Origin of the sequence: Pseudonocardia sp. CA-142604, from assembly GCF_050948475.1 — a bacterium.
GTDB lineage: Bacteria > Actinomycetota > Actinomycetes > Mycobacteriales > Pseudonocardiaceae > Pseudonocardia > Pseudonocardia alaniniphila.
The window spans coordinates 3,333,354-3,347,840 of the sequence record NZ_CP192045.1 but is presented as its reverse complement, the minus strand read 5'-3'; the positions used below and the strand labels follow the sequence as shown (position 1 = coordinate 3,347,840).

Annotated in this window: 12 protein-coding genes and 1 pseudogene; 6 read left to right on the top strand and 7 right to left on the bottom strand. The window is 67.2% G+C overall.

Annotated features, from left to right (window positions below; all coding sequences use genetic code 11):
* Position 1: 1 nt before the first annotated feature.
* Together ACQPZQ_RS15315 and ACQPZQ_RS15310 are read right to left on the bottom strand one after the other, a co-directional pair.
* Positions 2-1,522, bottom strand: a complete 1,521-nt coding sequence (locus ACQPZQ_RS15315) for a sugar ABC transporter ATP-binding protein (RefSeq protein ID WP_433296147.1) — start codon at positions 1,520-1,522, stop codon at positions 2-4.
* Entirely contained in the window at positions 1,522-2,520 is a 999-nt protein-coding gene (locus ACQPZQ_RS15310) for an ABC transporter substrate-binding protein (RefSeq protein WP_433299227.1), read from the bottom strand. Before ACQPZQ_RS15310 ends, ACQPZQ_RS15315 begins: the two co-directional genes overlap by 1 nt.
* Positions 2,521-2,723: 203 nt before the next feature.
* On the opposite strand from ACQPZQ_RS15310, the gene ACQPZQ_RS15305 reads away from it, so the two are divergent.
* Both ACQPZQ_RS15305 and ACQPZQ_RS15300 read left to right on the top strand, forming a co-directional pair.
* Complete coding sequence (locus ACQPZQ_RS15305; RefSeq protein WP_433296145.1) at positions 2,724-3,221, top strand: tyrosine-type recombinase/integrase; 498 nt, start codon at positions 2,724-2,726, stop codon at positions 3,219-3,221.
* Between the two features lie 976 nt (positions 3,222-4,197).
* Positions 4,198-4,434, top strand: a complete 237-nt coding sequence (locus tag ACQPZQ_RS15300) for a hypothetical protein (RefSeq protein ID WP_433296143.1) — start codon at positions 4,198-4,200, stop codon at positions 4,432-4,434.
* A 233-nt stretch (positions 4,435-4,667) separates the two neighbouring features.
* Here ACQPZQ_RS15300 and ACQPZQ_RS15295 read toward each other — a convergent pair.
* From ACQPZQ_RS15295 to ACQPZQ_RS15275, 5 genes and pseudogenes are all read right to left on the bottom strand, one after another.
* A pseudogene (locus ACQPZQ_RS15295) lies at positions 4,668-5,015 on the bottom strand (DDE-type integrase/transposase/recombinase); the annotation flags it as partial.
* A 21-nt stretch (positions 5,016-5,036) separates the two neighbouring features.
* On the bottom strand, positions 5,037-5,504 hold the full coding sequence (locus ACQPZQ_RS15290) for a hypothetical protein (RefSeq protein ID WP_433299225.1): 468 nt from the start codon (positions 5,502-5,504) through the stop codon (positions 5,037-5,039).
* A 179-nt stretch (positions 5,505-5,683) separates the two neighbouring features.
* Complete coding sequence (locus tag ACQPZQ_RS15285; protein WP_433296141.1) at positions 5,684-6,520, bottom strand: IS5 family transposase; 837 nt, start codon at positions 6,518-6,520, stop codon at positions 5,684-5,686.
* A 121-nt stretch (positions 6,521-6,641) separates the two neighbouring features.
* Positions 6,642-7,415, bottom strand: a complete 774-nt coding sequence (locus ACQPZQ_RS15280; RefSeq protein ID WP_433299223.1) for an IS630 family transposase — start codon at positions 7,413-7,415, stop codon at positions 6,642-6,644.
* The gene (locus tag ACQPZQ_RS15275; RefSeq protein WP_433299221.1) at positions 7,325-7,582 is read right to left on the bottom strand and encodes a hypothetical protein; all 258 of its coding nucleotides are present in this window, start codon (positions 7,580-7,582) and stop codon (positions 7,325-7,327) included. The genes ACQPZQ_RS15280 and ACQPZQ_RS15275 overlap by 91 nt, the downstream gene beginning before the upstream one ends.
* Before the next feature lie 1,248 nt (positions 7,583-8,830).
* Here ACQPZQ_RS15275 and ACQPZQ_RS15270 point away from each other — a divergent pair.
* The 4 genes from ACQPZQ_RS15270 (at position 8,831) to ACQPZQ_RS15255 (ending at position 14,438) form a co-directional block, all read left to right on the top strand.
* Positions 8,831-10,633: a class I adenylate-forming enzyme family protein gene (locus tag ACQPZQ_RS15270; protein WP_433296139.1), complete on the top strand. Its 1,803-nt coding sequence runs from the start codon at positions 8,831-8,833 to the stop codon at positions 10,631-10,633.
* A gap of 571 nt (positions 10,634-11,204) precedes the next feature.
* Positions 11,205-12,881: an AMP-binding protein gene (locus ACQPZQ_RS15265; protein ID WP_433296137.1), complete on the top strand. Its 1,677-nt coding sequence runs from the start codon at positions 11,205-11,207 to the stop codon at positions 12,879-12,881.
* 208 nt (positions 12,882-13,089) lie between these two features.
* Positions 13,090-13,542, top strand: coding sequence for an NUDIX domain-containing protein (locus ACQPZQ_RS15260; RefSeq protein ID WP_433296135.1), 453 nt, complete (start codon positions 13,090-13,092; stop codon positions 13,540-13,542).
* 770 nt (positions 13,543-14,312) lie between these two features.
* The gene (locus tag ACQPZQ_RS15255; RefSeq protein ID WP_433296133.1) at positions 14,313-14,438 is read left to right on the top strand and encodes a hypothetical protein; all 126 of its coding nucleotides are present in this window, start codon (positions 14,313-14,315) and stop codon (positions 14,436-14,438) included.
* Positions 14,439-14,487: the final 49 nt, after the last annotated feature.

The window sequence follows — 14,487 nt, the reverse complement described above, 5'->3', positions numbered from 1 at the left end:
GTCACGCACGGGCGCCTCCGCCGGTGGCGATCAGCTCCATGACGCGATCCAGTTCGACGTCCTCCCCTGCCAGCTGCGCGACGGGACGGCGATCGCGCAGCACCAGCACCCGGTCGGACAGGCGCACCACCTCGTCGAGCTCGGCGGAGATGAACACGACGGCGGTGCCCTGGCGCGCCTGCTCGGCCACGAGGGCCTGGATCTGGGCCTTCGCGCCGACGTCGATGCCCCGGGTGGGCTCGTCGAGGATGAGCAGCCGGGGCTGCGTGATCAGCCACCGCGCCAGCAGCACCTTCTGCTGGTTGCCGCCCGACAGGTTGCCCAGGAGGGCGTCGGGGTCGGCGGGGCGGATGTCGAGCAGCTCGATCCAGCGCCGCGCGAGCTCGTCCTGCTTGCGCCGCGGGATGCGGCGCATCCAGCCTCGGGAGGCCTGCATAGCGAGCACGATGTTCGCCCGAACCGACAGGTCCGCCACCACGCCCTCGGCCTTGCGGTCCTCCGGGCTGAAGGCGATCCCGGCGTCGATGGCGGCCCGTGGCGTGCGCAGCCGCACCGGGCGCCCGCCGACCCTGAGCTCACCGCTGTCGGCACGGTCGGCGCCGAACAGCAGCCGGGCGAGCTCGGTGCGTCCCGAGCCGAGCAGCCCGGCCAGGCCGACGACCTCCCCTGGGCGCACCGCAAGGTCGACCGGCTCGATGGCGCCCCGGCGCCCGAGCCCCGCGGCCGCGAGGACCGGGGGCTCGGCGTCGGCGGCCGGTTCGGCGGGGGCGCGGTCCAGCTGCTCGAGCACCTCCAACTCGCGCCCCACCATCGCCGAGACCAGCTGCCTCCGCGAGATGTCCGCCGTGGCGTACTCGCCGACCAACCGGCCGTTGCGCAGCACGGTCATCCGGTCGGAGATCTCGAAGACCTGCTCGATGAAGTGCGACACGAACAGGATCGCGACGCCCGACTCGCGCAGCCGACGGACCACTCGGAAGAGCTCCGCCACCTCGGTGGCGTCCAGGCTCGAGGTGGGCTCGTCGAGCACCAGCACCTGGGCCTCCACCTCGACAGCCCGGGCGATCGCGACGAGCTGCTGCAGCGCGATGGAGTGCGCTCCGAGCGGCGAGGACGGGTCGACGTCCAGGTGCAGCCTGCCCAGAACCTCGGCGGACCGCCGCCGCACCCCGCGCCAGTCGATGCGACCGGCGCGGCGCGGCTCGCGTCCCAGCAACAGGTTCTCGCCCACCGAGAGGTTCGGGCAGAGGTTCACCTCCTGGTAGACCGTGCTGATCCCGGCCGCCTGGGCCGCGGCGGGCCCGGCGAACGCCACCGGCTCGCCCTGTACCCGGATCTCCCCGGCGTCGACCGGGTGCACGCCGGTGAGGGTCTTGATCAGCGTCGACTTTCCGGCGCCGTTCTCACCCATCAGGGCGTGCACCTCTCCCGGGTGCAGCCGCAGGTCCACCGACTGCAGCGCCTGCACCGGCCCGAACGCCACGGAGATGCCGGTCATCTCCACCAGGGGACTGCGCTCCATCAGTACTGCCGGCTCGGCAGCGCAGCCTTCGCGGCCTCGGCGTCGAAGGTGGTCTCCTCGGTGACGACGCGCTGCGGCACCTCCTCGCCTGCGGCGACCTTCTTCACCAGGTCCATCAGTTGCGGGCCGAGCAGCGGGTTGCACTCGACGATGTAATTGATCTTCCCGCCGGCCAGCGCCTGCATACCGTCCTTGACGGCATCCACCGTGATGATCTTGATGTCGGTGCCCGGCACCTTACCTGCGGCCTCGATCGCCTCGATCGCCCCCAGGCCCATGTCGTCGTTGTGGGCGTAGAGGACGTCGATGTCCGGGTGCGTCTTGAGGAACGCCTCCATCACCTGCCGCCCACCGGACCGCGTGAAGTCGCCAGTCTGCGACGCGATCACCTTCAGGTTCGGGTTCTGCGCGATCGTCTCGGCGAAGCCCTGCTGGCGGTCGATCGCCGGCGCCGACCCCGTGGTGCCCTGCAGCTCCACGATGTTGACCGGCCCGCTCGTACCCGCGGTGTCCTCGAGCAGCCACTGCCCGGCCTTGCGGCCCTCCTCCACGAAGTCCGAGCCGAGGAAGGTCTTGTAGAGCGTGGTGTCGGTCGAGTCGACGGACCGGTCGGTGAGGATCACCGGGATGTTCGCGCGCTTCGCCTCCATCAGCACGGTGTCCCATCCCGACTCGACGACCGGGCTGAAGGCGATAACGTCGACACGCTGCTGGATGAACGAGCGAATCGCCTTGATCTGGTTCTCCTGCTTCTGTTGGGCGTCGGAGAACTGCAGCTCGATCCCGGCTGCCGCCGAGGCATCCTGGATCGACTTCGTGTTCGCCGTCCGCCAGCCGCTCTCGGCCCCCACTTGCGAGAAGCCCAGCGTGAGGGCCTCCCCGCTGTCGCCGGGGGCGGTACCGCCTCCACCGCCACCCCCGCCGCCGCAGGCGGCGAGTACGAGCGTGGCTGCCGCAAGGGCGGCCAACTTCCCGAGTACGGGCAAGGTAGTCCGCAGGCGCACGGTGCCTCCTAGGCGTCGTCTTCGGTGTGACGTACATCCCATCGGCGGCAACTGTGAGCGCTAACATTGCTCGGCGTCAAGGCTCCGTCGGTCACGAGCCGACAACCCTTGTTCACGCTCCGACGTGCTCGCAGCCGTTCCGGTGCGACGGCGAACTCGAGCGAAGCGACGGCGACGTGCGGGCGTCCGGTGAGCGGGTGCGGCCCGACGTGAGCGCGCACCCCGAACACGGTCTCGATCAACAACGCTGTGTCGACGCCCTCCGCCGCCGCGACCACTCGCCACACCCACCACCTGCAGACGCGCTGGTGTTCGCCACCGCCAACGGCACCGCGCTCGACGCCCACAACGTCCGCCGATCATTCCGCCACGTGAACGCCGCCGCCGGCCTCAACCCCGCCGCATGGACCCCGCGCGAACTCCGCCACAGCTTCGTATCCCTGCTCTCAGCGTCGGGAGTCCGCATCCAGGACACCTCCCGCCTCGTCGGCCACAGCGGCACCGCAGTAACCGAACGGGTCTACCGCCACCAACTGCAGGCCGTGCTCGACGAAGGCACCACAGCAATGGACGACCTCTTCCCACGCGACTCACCAGACAGTCACTCAGCACGAAACCATGATCGAGAACCTGCGTCCCACGGCTTCAGGCTCAGGCGAGGTACCAACCCTCAAGCCCAGACTTTCCGCAGGTAGAAACGCTGATGGGCGGCTCCCCCGACGTAGGGAACCGCCCATCGTGCCGTCGGGACGACAGGATTTGAACCTGCGACCCCTTGACCCCCAGGACGTGCGGGTAGCCATCTGCGCAGGTCACAAGCGCTCACCCCAGCGCGAGAAGCCCACTCCTGCTCCGTATGAGCAGCCGCGCGCACAGCGTGCGGTCCCCGGCTGGTCCCCTCGCGACCCAGGCCGATCCCAGACACCTCATCAACGACGACCCCGGCGACTCGGCGAGAGAATCAGCTGTGACAACCCTGCCCGGCACGACCTCGCTCTATCACCTGGGCCCAGACGAGGGGCCCGAGCAAGGCGACCACTGACGCCACAGACGGGCAGCCGCGGCTACGCCTCGCCCCTGCACCGCCATACCCGCGAAGACAAAGCATTCTACGTTCTCGACAGTGAGCCGTTTTCTCGCTTTCTCCACAAACGGTGGACTTGAGCAATTCTATGTCCCGAAGATCTTGATCACGATCCGGGTCCGCTTGCCGAGAAGCAGGCTGAAGATCTGGATCATGCGTGCGGGATCGCCTTACCGCAACGTCCCCTCGCCCGGGGGGAGCGAGAGCAGTGTCGCGAGTCGGTCTCGTAGCGGCAGCTGCGGAGTCGTCGGTAGGGGCAAGTGCGGGGGTCTGCTGTCGTCATCGACGCCAGCTTTCGCAACCTCGCTGTGCAGGATCAGGGCTCGCCGAGCTTGATGCGACGCCGTTCGTCGCCGTCTCGTGCTCTCACTCGCACCCGGCCTCACCGATGCCAAGGTCCGGCGTCCACGGAGGACTCACTCGGCTCGGCGAGGTGGCACCGGTTCATCGGCTCGGGCGGCTCAACACCTTGCCGGCGCTGCGCGCCGCCGTCCGCCTACAGCCCGCTGATGAGCACCTGCTACTAGGCAACTGGCGAGAAGCTGCCGCTCGAGGACGACGCACGCATTGCCGTCAACGTCGAGATCATGGCCCCCACCCACGGGCTGCTGGACATGACCGTCTACGGACGCCAGGAGACGTGGGAGGACTCCCCCGACGGTTGGCCCCAACCCTGGAGTGAAGAGCACGGCCAGCACCACTGGCGTACGAACGGACGCCCCATCGCCCAATGGTCCCGCATCGAAGCCGGCCGCTCCGACGAGCTGACCCAAGGATCAGCCGAGCAGCAACGGAGCGTCGTCGGCCGGGAACGCAGCACGTAGGAACGTGGGCGACGATTGTGCGCGCGGCCTGCAGCGAGTGGGGAGGGAGAGCAACCCTCGGTCGATCGTCACGGCCCGTTGGCCAAGCCGCAACTGCCCGGCGCTCCAGCCCGGGAGATCGACAAGATCTTCTCGGAGACCAAGTCGGCTGCCTGGTACAGGCGCTGAGAGCGACGCTGACCAGCGGGACACCTTTCGCCGGTCACCGTCGCTTCTCGTTGTTGAGCGACTTTCCACGGCCCACAGACGGACCGGACGTCCTCGACGGTCTTCCACGGCCCGCTTGTGGCGGGCTCGCGAATCAGCTCGGCCTTGTAGTAGCCGTTGACCGTTTCGGCGAGGGCGTTATCGAACGAGTCACCGACGGAGCCGATCGACGGGACGGCGCCGATCTCGGCGAGCCGCTTGCCATAGCGCACCGAGGTGAACTGCGACCCGGCGTCGGAGTGACATCGCAGCCGGGCGAGCTTGGTGCCGCGAGACCAGCGGGCCATCTCCAGCGCGTCGAGGATCATGGTGGTGCGCATGTGCGCCGCGACGCGCCAGCCGACGATCATCCTCGAGAAAGCGTCGACGATGAAATCCCATGAGCCGGGCCTCTATCAGACCCAGGGCGACTCACTCGAGGCGGTGGATCTGGGTTGTGAGCGGGGCCTGTCTGAGGCCCAGTGCCGCAGCGGCGGCTCTGACGGTCGGGTAGGTCGATACTTCGGCGAATCGGCGAAGCCGTTCCCATCCATGGCTGCCGTTCCTGCCAGGTGTAGGAGGGTGGGCGCCGCGTCGGCGGTCTCAGCTGCCAGAAGGCTCGCCTGATGGCTCGGTCCACGGCGACCGCGTAGTGGGATGTGGTGGGTCGGGGCCCAGCGAGCCAGGGTGGCTTCGCTCGTGCCCGCCTCCTGGGCCAGGTCTGGCAGGGTTCTGTGTTTGACGACGTACTGCTCGTGCAGCCAGTCGGGATCGATCGTGAAGGTGCGGCGTCGGCCCTTTGGGCGCAACGTGATGCCGTAGTCCTCGGCGAGCCGCCGGATCGTTTGCCGGCTCACGCCGACATTTTCCGCGATCTCTTGCAGGGAGAGCCGGTGCTCTTGGTAGAGCTCGATCAGCTCGTCTCGACTTTAGCCAGCTACCCGAGCCTGCGGTGATCCACCCACCGCCTACCCGACACGGTGTCCGATCGGGCAACAACGGCTCCATTCGTCGGTCAAGTCGTGATGATCAAGCACACTCAGAACGTGTTTGAGAAGATCAACTAACTGGGTTGGAAGACCCGTCGTTGTTGGCGGGTAGCCGGCCGGCCGCGGGCCAGTCGGCGGGTCATGGTGTTGATCGCGGCCCAGCGGATCATCGCCTCGGACACCGCGGTGTGGCGTTCGTAGTCGCGGGCCAGGCGGCGGTGGGCGGTCAGCCAGGCCAGTGTGCGTTCGACTGCCCACCGGCGTGGGATCACAGCGAACCCGCGTTGGCCGGCCGGTTTGCGTACTACCTCGACGGTCATGCGCAGGACGGTCTGTGCCCAGTCCAGAAGGCGTCCGGCGAGCCCGGCATCGGCGAACAGGAACCGCACCGGGGTGGTCAGGTAGGTGGCCAGCAGCACCGTCTTCGAGCCATCGCGGTCCTGGCGGGACGCGGTGCAGACCATGACGGTTAACAGCAGGCCGAGGGTGTCGGTGACGATGAACCGCTTCCTGCCGTTGATCTTCTTCCCGGCGTCGTAGCCCCGGGTTGTGCGTCCAACGGTGTCGGCGCCCTTCACACTCTGCGAGTCGATCAACCCGGCGCTGGGTTGCGCGTTGCGGCCGTCGGCCAGGCGCAGCTGTTCGCGGACCACGGGGAGAATCTTCTCGGTGACCCCGGCCTGTTCCCAGCGGGTGAAATACCAGTACACCGCCTCCCAGGGCGGGAAGTCCGCAGGCAGGGCCCGCCACGCGCACCCGGCCCGCACGACGTAGAGGATCGCGTCGACGACGTCACGACGCGGGTGCTTCTCCGGGCGACCGCCGGTCCTCGCTGGCGGGAGCAGCGGCTCGATCAGCGCCCACTGCTCGTCGGTCATGTCCGAGGGGTACCGCGGTGCACGTCGGGCCATCACTGCACCGTGGAGGATCACGCGGGGTGGGTCACGCAGACACGCCGAGGCTTCTCAAACACGTTCTCAGGATCTACCGCATCCACAAGACTTGATCCACGGGACCCACGCTAGTGCTTCATCAGGCAACGTTGGGTAGGTAATCGGGCTTGCGGATCTTGGAGCCGATGGCAAAGCGGCCCTTCGGGCGAGCACGCTTGTTCGACCAGCGGACGTAGCCGGCGATCGCGGCCTCCTGGGCGGCATGCGTCGGGTAGTCCGAGCCGTCGAGGGTGAAGTAGCGCAGCGCGGTGAACTCGCACTCGATCCAGTTCAGCCACGAGGCGTTGGACGGGGTGAACACCAGCTCGACCTGGTGTCTGGCGCACCAGTCGGCGACCTCGTGCTTGAGGTGGGGGGAGAAGTTGTCGCAGACCACGAACAGCGGCCCGGTCGGGAATCGGGTCCGCAGCTGGCGGAGGAACCCGAGGAACTCCGGCCAACGTTTCCGGTCCCGGAACCGATAGAACAGTTGCCCCGAGGCCAGGTCCAGCACGGCGAACATGTACCGGACGCCGGCGGTGCGGGTGTAGGTCGCGCGCCGTCGGGCTGGCTGCCCGCGGGGGAACCAGCCCCGGCCGGGGCGGGGTTGCAGGTTCAGCGGTCCGAACTCGTCGACGCAGATCACCCGACCGCCAGCGGGGACCTGACCGGCGGCCTGGTCGTAGAGCTCGAGGATGCGGGCCTTCTTGGCCGCGAAATCGGGGTCGCGGCTGTGCTTCCAGGTCTTCGTGGCCTGCCAGGTGATCCCGGCGTCGCGCAGGATCACCCGCACCGTCTCCGCGGAGATGTCGAGCCGGTAGTACTCGTCGAGGTAGCCGGCGAGCTTGGCCAGGCTCCACGTGGTGAACGGCAGCCGTAGCTGCTGCGGGGCGGTCTTCGCGGTCCGGCAGACGAGTTCGCGGGCGTGGGGGCGAACTTAGGTCGTCGGCCCCCGCTCCATTTTGGGTTCAAAGCAGCGAACCTCTGATCGTTGAACGCGTGGATCACCTCCCGCACGTACTGCGGGTCCGCGGCGAACATCACCGCCGCCTCGGTCGGGCTGCGGCCCTGCATCGAGGCCAGCACGATCCCAGCCCGGCGCAGCCGGACCCGATCCTTCGCGGTGCGGGCGATCTTCACCAGGCGCTGTGCCTCAGCGGGGTCAAGCTCTCGGACGAACACCTCGGGCTGTCGAGCCATCACCATCTCCGCCCGACAGCCTCCGACGCATCAGTCACTCGATCAACTCGGACCGATTACATGGCCAACGTTGCTGGATGCAGCACTAGCCGGGGGACAAGCGGGGGTCACGCGCCGCCGCGCCTCGCCGGGCGAAGCCTCTCGTGATCGCAAGGTATTCCTCCTACGTTGTCGCCACGATGTGACGTGCGGGTCGACCCGAATCCAGCTCCACGGATCTCGAGTTCGGGAGGATGTCCCACTTGAGGCATCTGCATCCGCCGCCGCGACGAACGGGCGCAGCATGGGCAGACCATGAGCTATCTAGGCCACTGGTATTCAACTTCAGTACTGTCCGGTCCAGTAAAGTGGAACGGCCTTTGGGATCATCACGGCATGTTTCCCGGGTAGGAGTGGCTCGAAGGACGGGTAGTACAGGACATCATGGGCCGAAAGGGATGTGCAGCCTTAAGGTTCAGAACCAACGTACAGAGCGTTGGGAAACCAGGAAAGTGGACTTGACAGTTCGCCAGGTAACGGAGATGGTTGGCCTGCCTGGTCCAGGAGAGTCGGTTGGTCCGTGGCGGCGGGTTCGCCAATCGAGCGTTCCTGCGAGTCAGCGTCGTCGGCGGCAGGATCGCGGGGTCGCGTTGCGCACGCCGCAGGGCGTCGTGGAGGTAGTCCCAGGAGGAGTCGGGAAGCCGCTCGGTATGGCCGTCGTCGACGGCCGACGTCGCTCGGGAAGACAAAGGTTTCCGACACGGTCGTGGAGGGTCGTCAGTTGCACACGGATGTCGCCCCGTGACGGACTGTCATCGAGAGGGGTTGCCGCTGACACTCGCGTGTCGGCTGGGCCGCGAATGGCTTCGAAAACATCTTAATTCTGAATGTAGCGTGCGCGCCGTGAAACGCGCAGCGGTGATTGCTCCAGCCCGACGGCGACTCGCCTCGAGATGGTGCCGTCGCTATGGTATGCGAATCAATGAGCCGCCTACGAGCGAAACTCGATCAACGGATCGAATGAGCTTCCTGCTCGATCAGCTACGCCAGTCATTCTGATCGAAGTTGTCACGATGCGGAAATGTGCACGTCAACTAGTGGGAGAACAAATTGGAGCGTCGCCAGGTCTCGCAACAGTCATTAGATATGGTGAGCAATTTAAGTCATGGCCACAGTGAGATTCCGGCAAGGATCACGACCGGCGGCTACTTGTTGGGCCATCCGGTCGGGGCGTTGGGCGGTTTCACGCTGTCCGAGGTGTTCTCGGCGGCCGTCGAGGCAGACCCCGACAAGGAAGCGACCACTGCAGGCGAGCGGTACTGGAGGTGGAGACAATGGTGGCGCCGGTCGGAGGCGCTGGCCAGCCGCCTGCAGGACCGAGGTGTCGAGCCGGGCCATGTCGTTGCGGCGCAGCTGCCCAGTAGCTGGGAGTTTCTAACCCTGCATACAGCCGCGGCGTCCGTCGGGGCGGCGTTGCTGCCGGTGCGCCACGCGTACGGGCACGGCGATGTGCGGGCGCTCATCGATCGGGTCCGTCCGGCCGTGGTGGTCGATACTCAGACGTGGCAGGGTCTGTCGGCGGCTGGAGCGGGGCGGAGGCCGGACGAGGTCGTGGTTTCACCGGACGCGCCATTCATGCTGCTGCCCTCGTCAGGTACCTCGGCCGGGCGTCCCATGATCTGCATGGACAGCCACGACGGGCTGCTGAGCAACGCTGCCTCGGTTTTGGCCGAGTCCAGCATGACAGGCAAGGACGTGGTCACCAGCGCCAGTCCACTGACCGACCTTTTCGGATTGCCGTCGATTCATCTGAGCTTGTTCACCAGAAATCGACAGGCTCCGTTGGCTGAATGGGATTTTCCGCGTTTCTTCGAGCTAGCGGAGAAGGCGGCCACGACCGTCCTCTTCGCCGTCTCTGCACTGTCCGATATCCTTTCCGGTGTCGCGAGCCGACCGGGGTTCACGCTGCGGGAGGTACGCGCGAGTGGTTCCTCCGTACCGACCTCACTCGTCACTCGCACGCAACAGGAACTCGGCGCCCAAATGATTGTGCAATGGGGGATGTCGGAGCTAGGAGCGGGAGCGTTCACGCGGCCGGATGAGACGGCGGAAACCATGTCGAGCACCGTCGGCACGCCGGTCCGCGAGGCCGAAGCCCGGGCGATGGAACGCGAGCTGCAGTTCCGTAGCCCCTCGCTGTTCCGCGGCTACTGGGGAGAGCCCGAGACCACCGATGCAGCGATAACCGACGACGGCTGGCTCCGTACTGGGGACACTGTCGACATCGACCCCGATGGCAGGACCATATACCTGGGCCGTTCCGCCGAGCTAATCGATGTCGGTGGCCGCAAGTTCAACGCCCGGGAGATCGAAGACCTGCTCGAGCACCTGGGGCCGGTGGCGCTGGTCGGCCGGCCAGATCCTCGGCTCGGCGAGTACCCCTGCCTGGTCGTGGAACGGCCTGGGATCGACCTGATGGAGGTCGTGCGGCAGCTACGCGAGGCCGGCTTCGCCGAGTACAAGATCCCGGCCGAGCTCGTCACGGTCGGCCGGATCCCGCTGACACCGACCGGCAAGATCAGCCGGCATGGCGTTACCGCTCTGATCGGCCGCACGGCTGCTCCGGATCAGCCTTGGACGGGAGGGCCTAGAGCGGGTCGGCCACACGGACGAGGTGTATCGCTTCCTGCAGGCGGTGCGCGAGTGCGCGGCCGCGGTACTCGACAGCGCGGATCTGCCCGCAGCGGACAGCACCTTCGGCAGCCACGGGATGGACTCCGTCACGGCCGTGAGGTTGCGCAACATCCTGTCCGAGGCGGTAGGCATGCTTTTGCCCGCGACACTCCTGTTCAACTTCCCGACCCCGATCACATAAGACAGAGGCAACTCACTGGGATACGCTGGAAGCTCTGATCGCCAGAATCAGATAACTACTGCTCGGCGTCGAGGAGTTGTATTCTGCGTCAGAATAGAAGGCATCATCAAATTAGCGTGGCATCAGTATGGATGGACTATCGGGCTGACTCTGACCAGGGCGCCGTACGACCCCGAAGTACGGTCAATGACGGGGCCGCCCAACGAGACCACCGAATCTGCCAATGCGGGTATTTCCGCTCGGAGGGATGCTGACGGGGCGGCTTCCCCGACCACGTAGCCAACCGTCCATCCCGTCTCGTCAGGGCGAGGATTGCCGCGGGACCCTCTGGCCTCGCGCTGTCAGTCCTCGTCGCTCACTCACTGCAGCACGCAGCCAGAGGTGTGGCTGAGCACGGGGCGGGAGGCACGGATGCCGCGCTCCGGGCGCTCCCGGTCACCTCTCGACCGGGAGGCGGACGGATCTGAGGGCCGCGCATTCCGCGCCTCTCGCGCGAGGACGTTCGGCGTGGGTGGAAAAAGTCACGAATTAGGAGTCGTCGGTGAGTGCCGCCCGGCAATCGCCATTTCGTAACGATCAAGCACTGCAATTCACGTGAACACTTGCGCTGTGAAGGAGTTCTACTGTGCCTGTCGATTTCCGGATTCGCCCTCCCGAGGTCGCGGCGCGCCGCTGGCGCGCCGCGGGGTGTGGAGCGACTCGGGGCAGATTCCCGAACTGCGTCGGTGGCGGGACGAGACGCCCGACGCGCCGGCCATCAAGGCCTATCGCGCCGACGCCGGCTCCGCATTGATCAGCTACGCCGAGTACGCCCGTCACGTCGAGCGGTTCGCGGGCGCTCTGTACGAGCTGGGTGTGCGGCCGGGACAGGTGGTGGCGTGCCAGCTCCCGAACTGGTGGCAGGGACAGGCGTTGTTACTCGCCGCCGCCCGGCTGGAGGCGGTGGTCGCGCCGATAATGACCACGATCCGGCCGCGCGAGCTGGAGCGGATGCTGCACCGGCTGGGCGCGGGTGTCGTCGTCACGGTCGACGAGTGGGCCGGGTTCGGCCACGCGGCTGCGCTGGCCGAGATCGCCCCCGGCCTGCCCGAGCTGCGCCACCGGGTGGTGATCGGACAACCCTCCGACGGCGAGATCGATTTCCGGTCCTTCTTCGTCGGGACGCCATGGGAGCAGCGCCATCCGGTGGCCCTCGACGACGCCCACGAAGATCCTGATCGGGTCGCCATGGTTCTCTTCACGTCCGGCACGACGGGAGAGCCGAAAGGCGCGCTGCACAGCCAGAACACGATGTACGCGGCCGCGTGCGGCATCATCGAGGTGTACGACAGCGGGTCCGGCGATGTGCGGTTCACCCCGCATGCGCTGATGCATGTCATGGGCCAGATCGGCGCCCGGGCCAGCCTGGTGTCCGGCGGGTCGATGGCCCTGCTCGACGCATGGTCGGGCGAGCGGGGCATGCATGCGCTGGCCGAGAGTGGCGCCACCAGCTTCTCAGGGGCGCCGACCTTCGTCTACGACATGATCGCGGCCACCGGTGGGGCTCCACCTCGGTTGCCCGCCCTCCGCGTTATGACCTGCAGCGCCACGACCATCCCGAGGACGCTCGTCTCGCAGGTGTCGGATGTCTTCGGGGCGCGTCTGCTGAGCGGATGGGGGATGACCGAGGTCGGCGCCGCCACCGTGACCCGCGTCGACGACCCCGTCGATTGGGCCATGCACAGCGACGGCCGCCCTGTCCGGGGCGTGGAGCTCGACCTGCGCTCGGAGGCCGAGATCACGAGGGACCGGCCCGCCCGGCTGTTCGTGCGCGGTGGCAGCGTGTGCCTGGCGACCGTGGGGCGGGACTCCGGGGCGCTGCACGTGATCGCCAACCACGACGACGGCTGGTACGACACCGGTGATCTCGCGGTGCCCGACGGGCGCGGCGGGATCCGACTGATGGGCCGCGCCGCCGACCGGATCGGCGGGGCGTTCATGATCCCGGTCGGTGACGTCGAGTCCGAGCTTCTGAAGAACCCCGGCGTCGCGGATGTCGTCCTGGTCGGTTATCCGGACGGCCGGGGCGGCGAGCTGGCGTGCGCCGTCGTCGTTCCGGCCACCGAGCCGCCGGTCACTCTGGACGAGCTGCGTAAGTACCTCACCGACGAGGGCATGACCGAGTGGTACCTGCCAACCCAACTGGAGTACGTCGAGAGGTTGCCGCGCAACGAGAATGGCAAGGTGCGCAAGGAGCTGCTCCGACGCTGGGTGCGGGGAGAAGCCTCCCTCACCGCGGAGGGTTGAGCGGCGACGCCGTCAGGTCGCCGTGGGGTACGGCGCCCCGCCTTCGTCGGGCGGATGAGCCCTGCGATGCCGGGCCGCCGGATCGCAGGCCGGGTGTCGTCGTGCATGGACGTGTATACCTTGGTGGCTGCGAGACCTGGCCGCGTCACCACCGACCTCCCGGCCGCCAGCAATCTCGTCAGTGGCCACGTTAGTTAGTGTTGCAGCGGTGATCAAGCGATCGGCGCGCGCCATCCTTCTGACCGACAACGGCGAACTGCTGCTGATCAAACGGACCAAGCCCGGGCAGCAGCCCTACTGGACGGCGCCCGGTGGCGGCGTCGAGAACACTGACGCCTCTGTGGAGGCGGCACTATATCGGGAGCTGGCCGAGGAATTGGGTGCGCGTGTGGCGGACGCGTCGCAGGTGTTCCTCGTCAGCATGCCCGCCGAGGGTGGGGTATCGCTGCAGCACATCTTCGCGGCACGCCTGTCGAAGATCGACGAGCAGGCCAGGAGCGGCGAGGAATACGCGGATCCCTCGCGCGGCGGCTACGAGCTCGAGCGCGTAGACCTGCGCAGCGACGCCCTCTCCGCGGTCGATCTGAAGCCAGCGGTGTTGAAAGAGTTCATCCTCGCCAACCGCGACGCGCTGCTGGCCGAGGTGGCCCTGGCCCCGTGACCGTCAGGCCGGCGCAGCTGCGTCGATCTGCGCGGCCAGCCCGTCGGCCCATCATCGGGAACCGACGTCTGGCGACGCCAGCTTCATGGATCGGGCACAGCCTGGGCGAAGCCCATACCGTTCGAGACCCGACCGCCAGACGGATTGTGACGTTAGTCACTGCTGACCACATTTGGGCTCGCTTGGCAAGGATCCCGACCTCATTTGGCCGTTACAGTCAAAGCGCGGAGCATGCCGCTCCAGATTCGCTCCTGCTTGACGTTCCATAACCACAGTGGACAGCCCGCGATGATCCACAAGGCCGTAAGTAAAACCGGCGCCCATTCGTGTTTCCGCAGGTAGAAACGCTGATGGGCGGCTCCCCCGACGTAGGGAACCGCCCATCGTGCCGTCGCGACGACAGGATTTGAACCTGCGACCCCTTGACCCCCAGGGTAGCCGCGAACCAGCTCCCGACCTGCGATAACAGCAGATCTGCAGGTCGTCGCGATGCAGCTGCCGTACGTTGAACTGTGTCCGGCGCAGTTCGCGGCCCATGTTGGCTCCAGATCGGCTCCAGCGACGATCACTCCAGCACGCGCCTATGCGCGATGTACGCATCGTCCCTCCAACGCGCGGACCACGCTGTGGCTTGTCACGCAGCCTCGGCCGGCCAACTGGTCCAGATCCGGATCGGTGAGCCAACGGCGAAGGTGGTCTTCGGCTAGGTGTGGGTGTTGCGCCAGCCGGATGTAGGCGGCAATCGCGGCGTTCTGTTCGGGGTAAGTGGGGTGGTCGGTTCCGTCACCCGGGACGAGCTGCTCGAGGTCATCACCCCCTCGCCCGCGGTCGGCTGGCCCAAGGCCGCGACCGCAGCCAACCATCGCGCGTACACCGGCCCACCGGGGACCAGCTGACCGACGCCAGGTCACAGTCCGCCGTCAGTCTCGCGCTCCTGTTTCACGC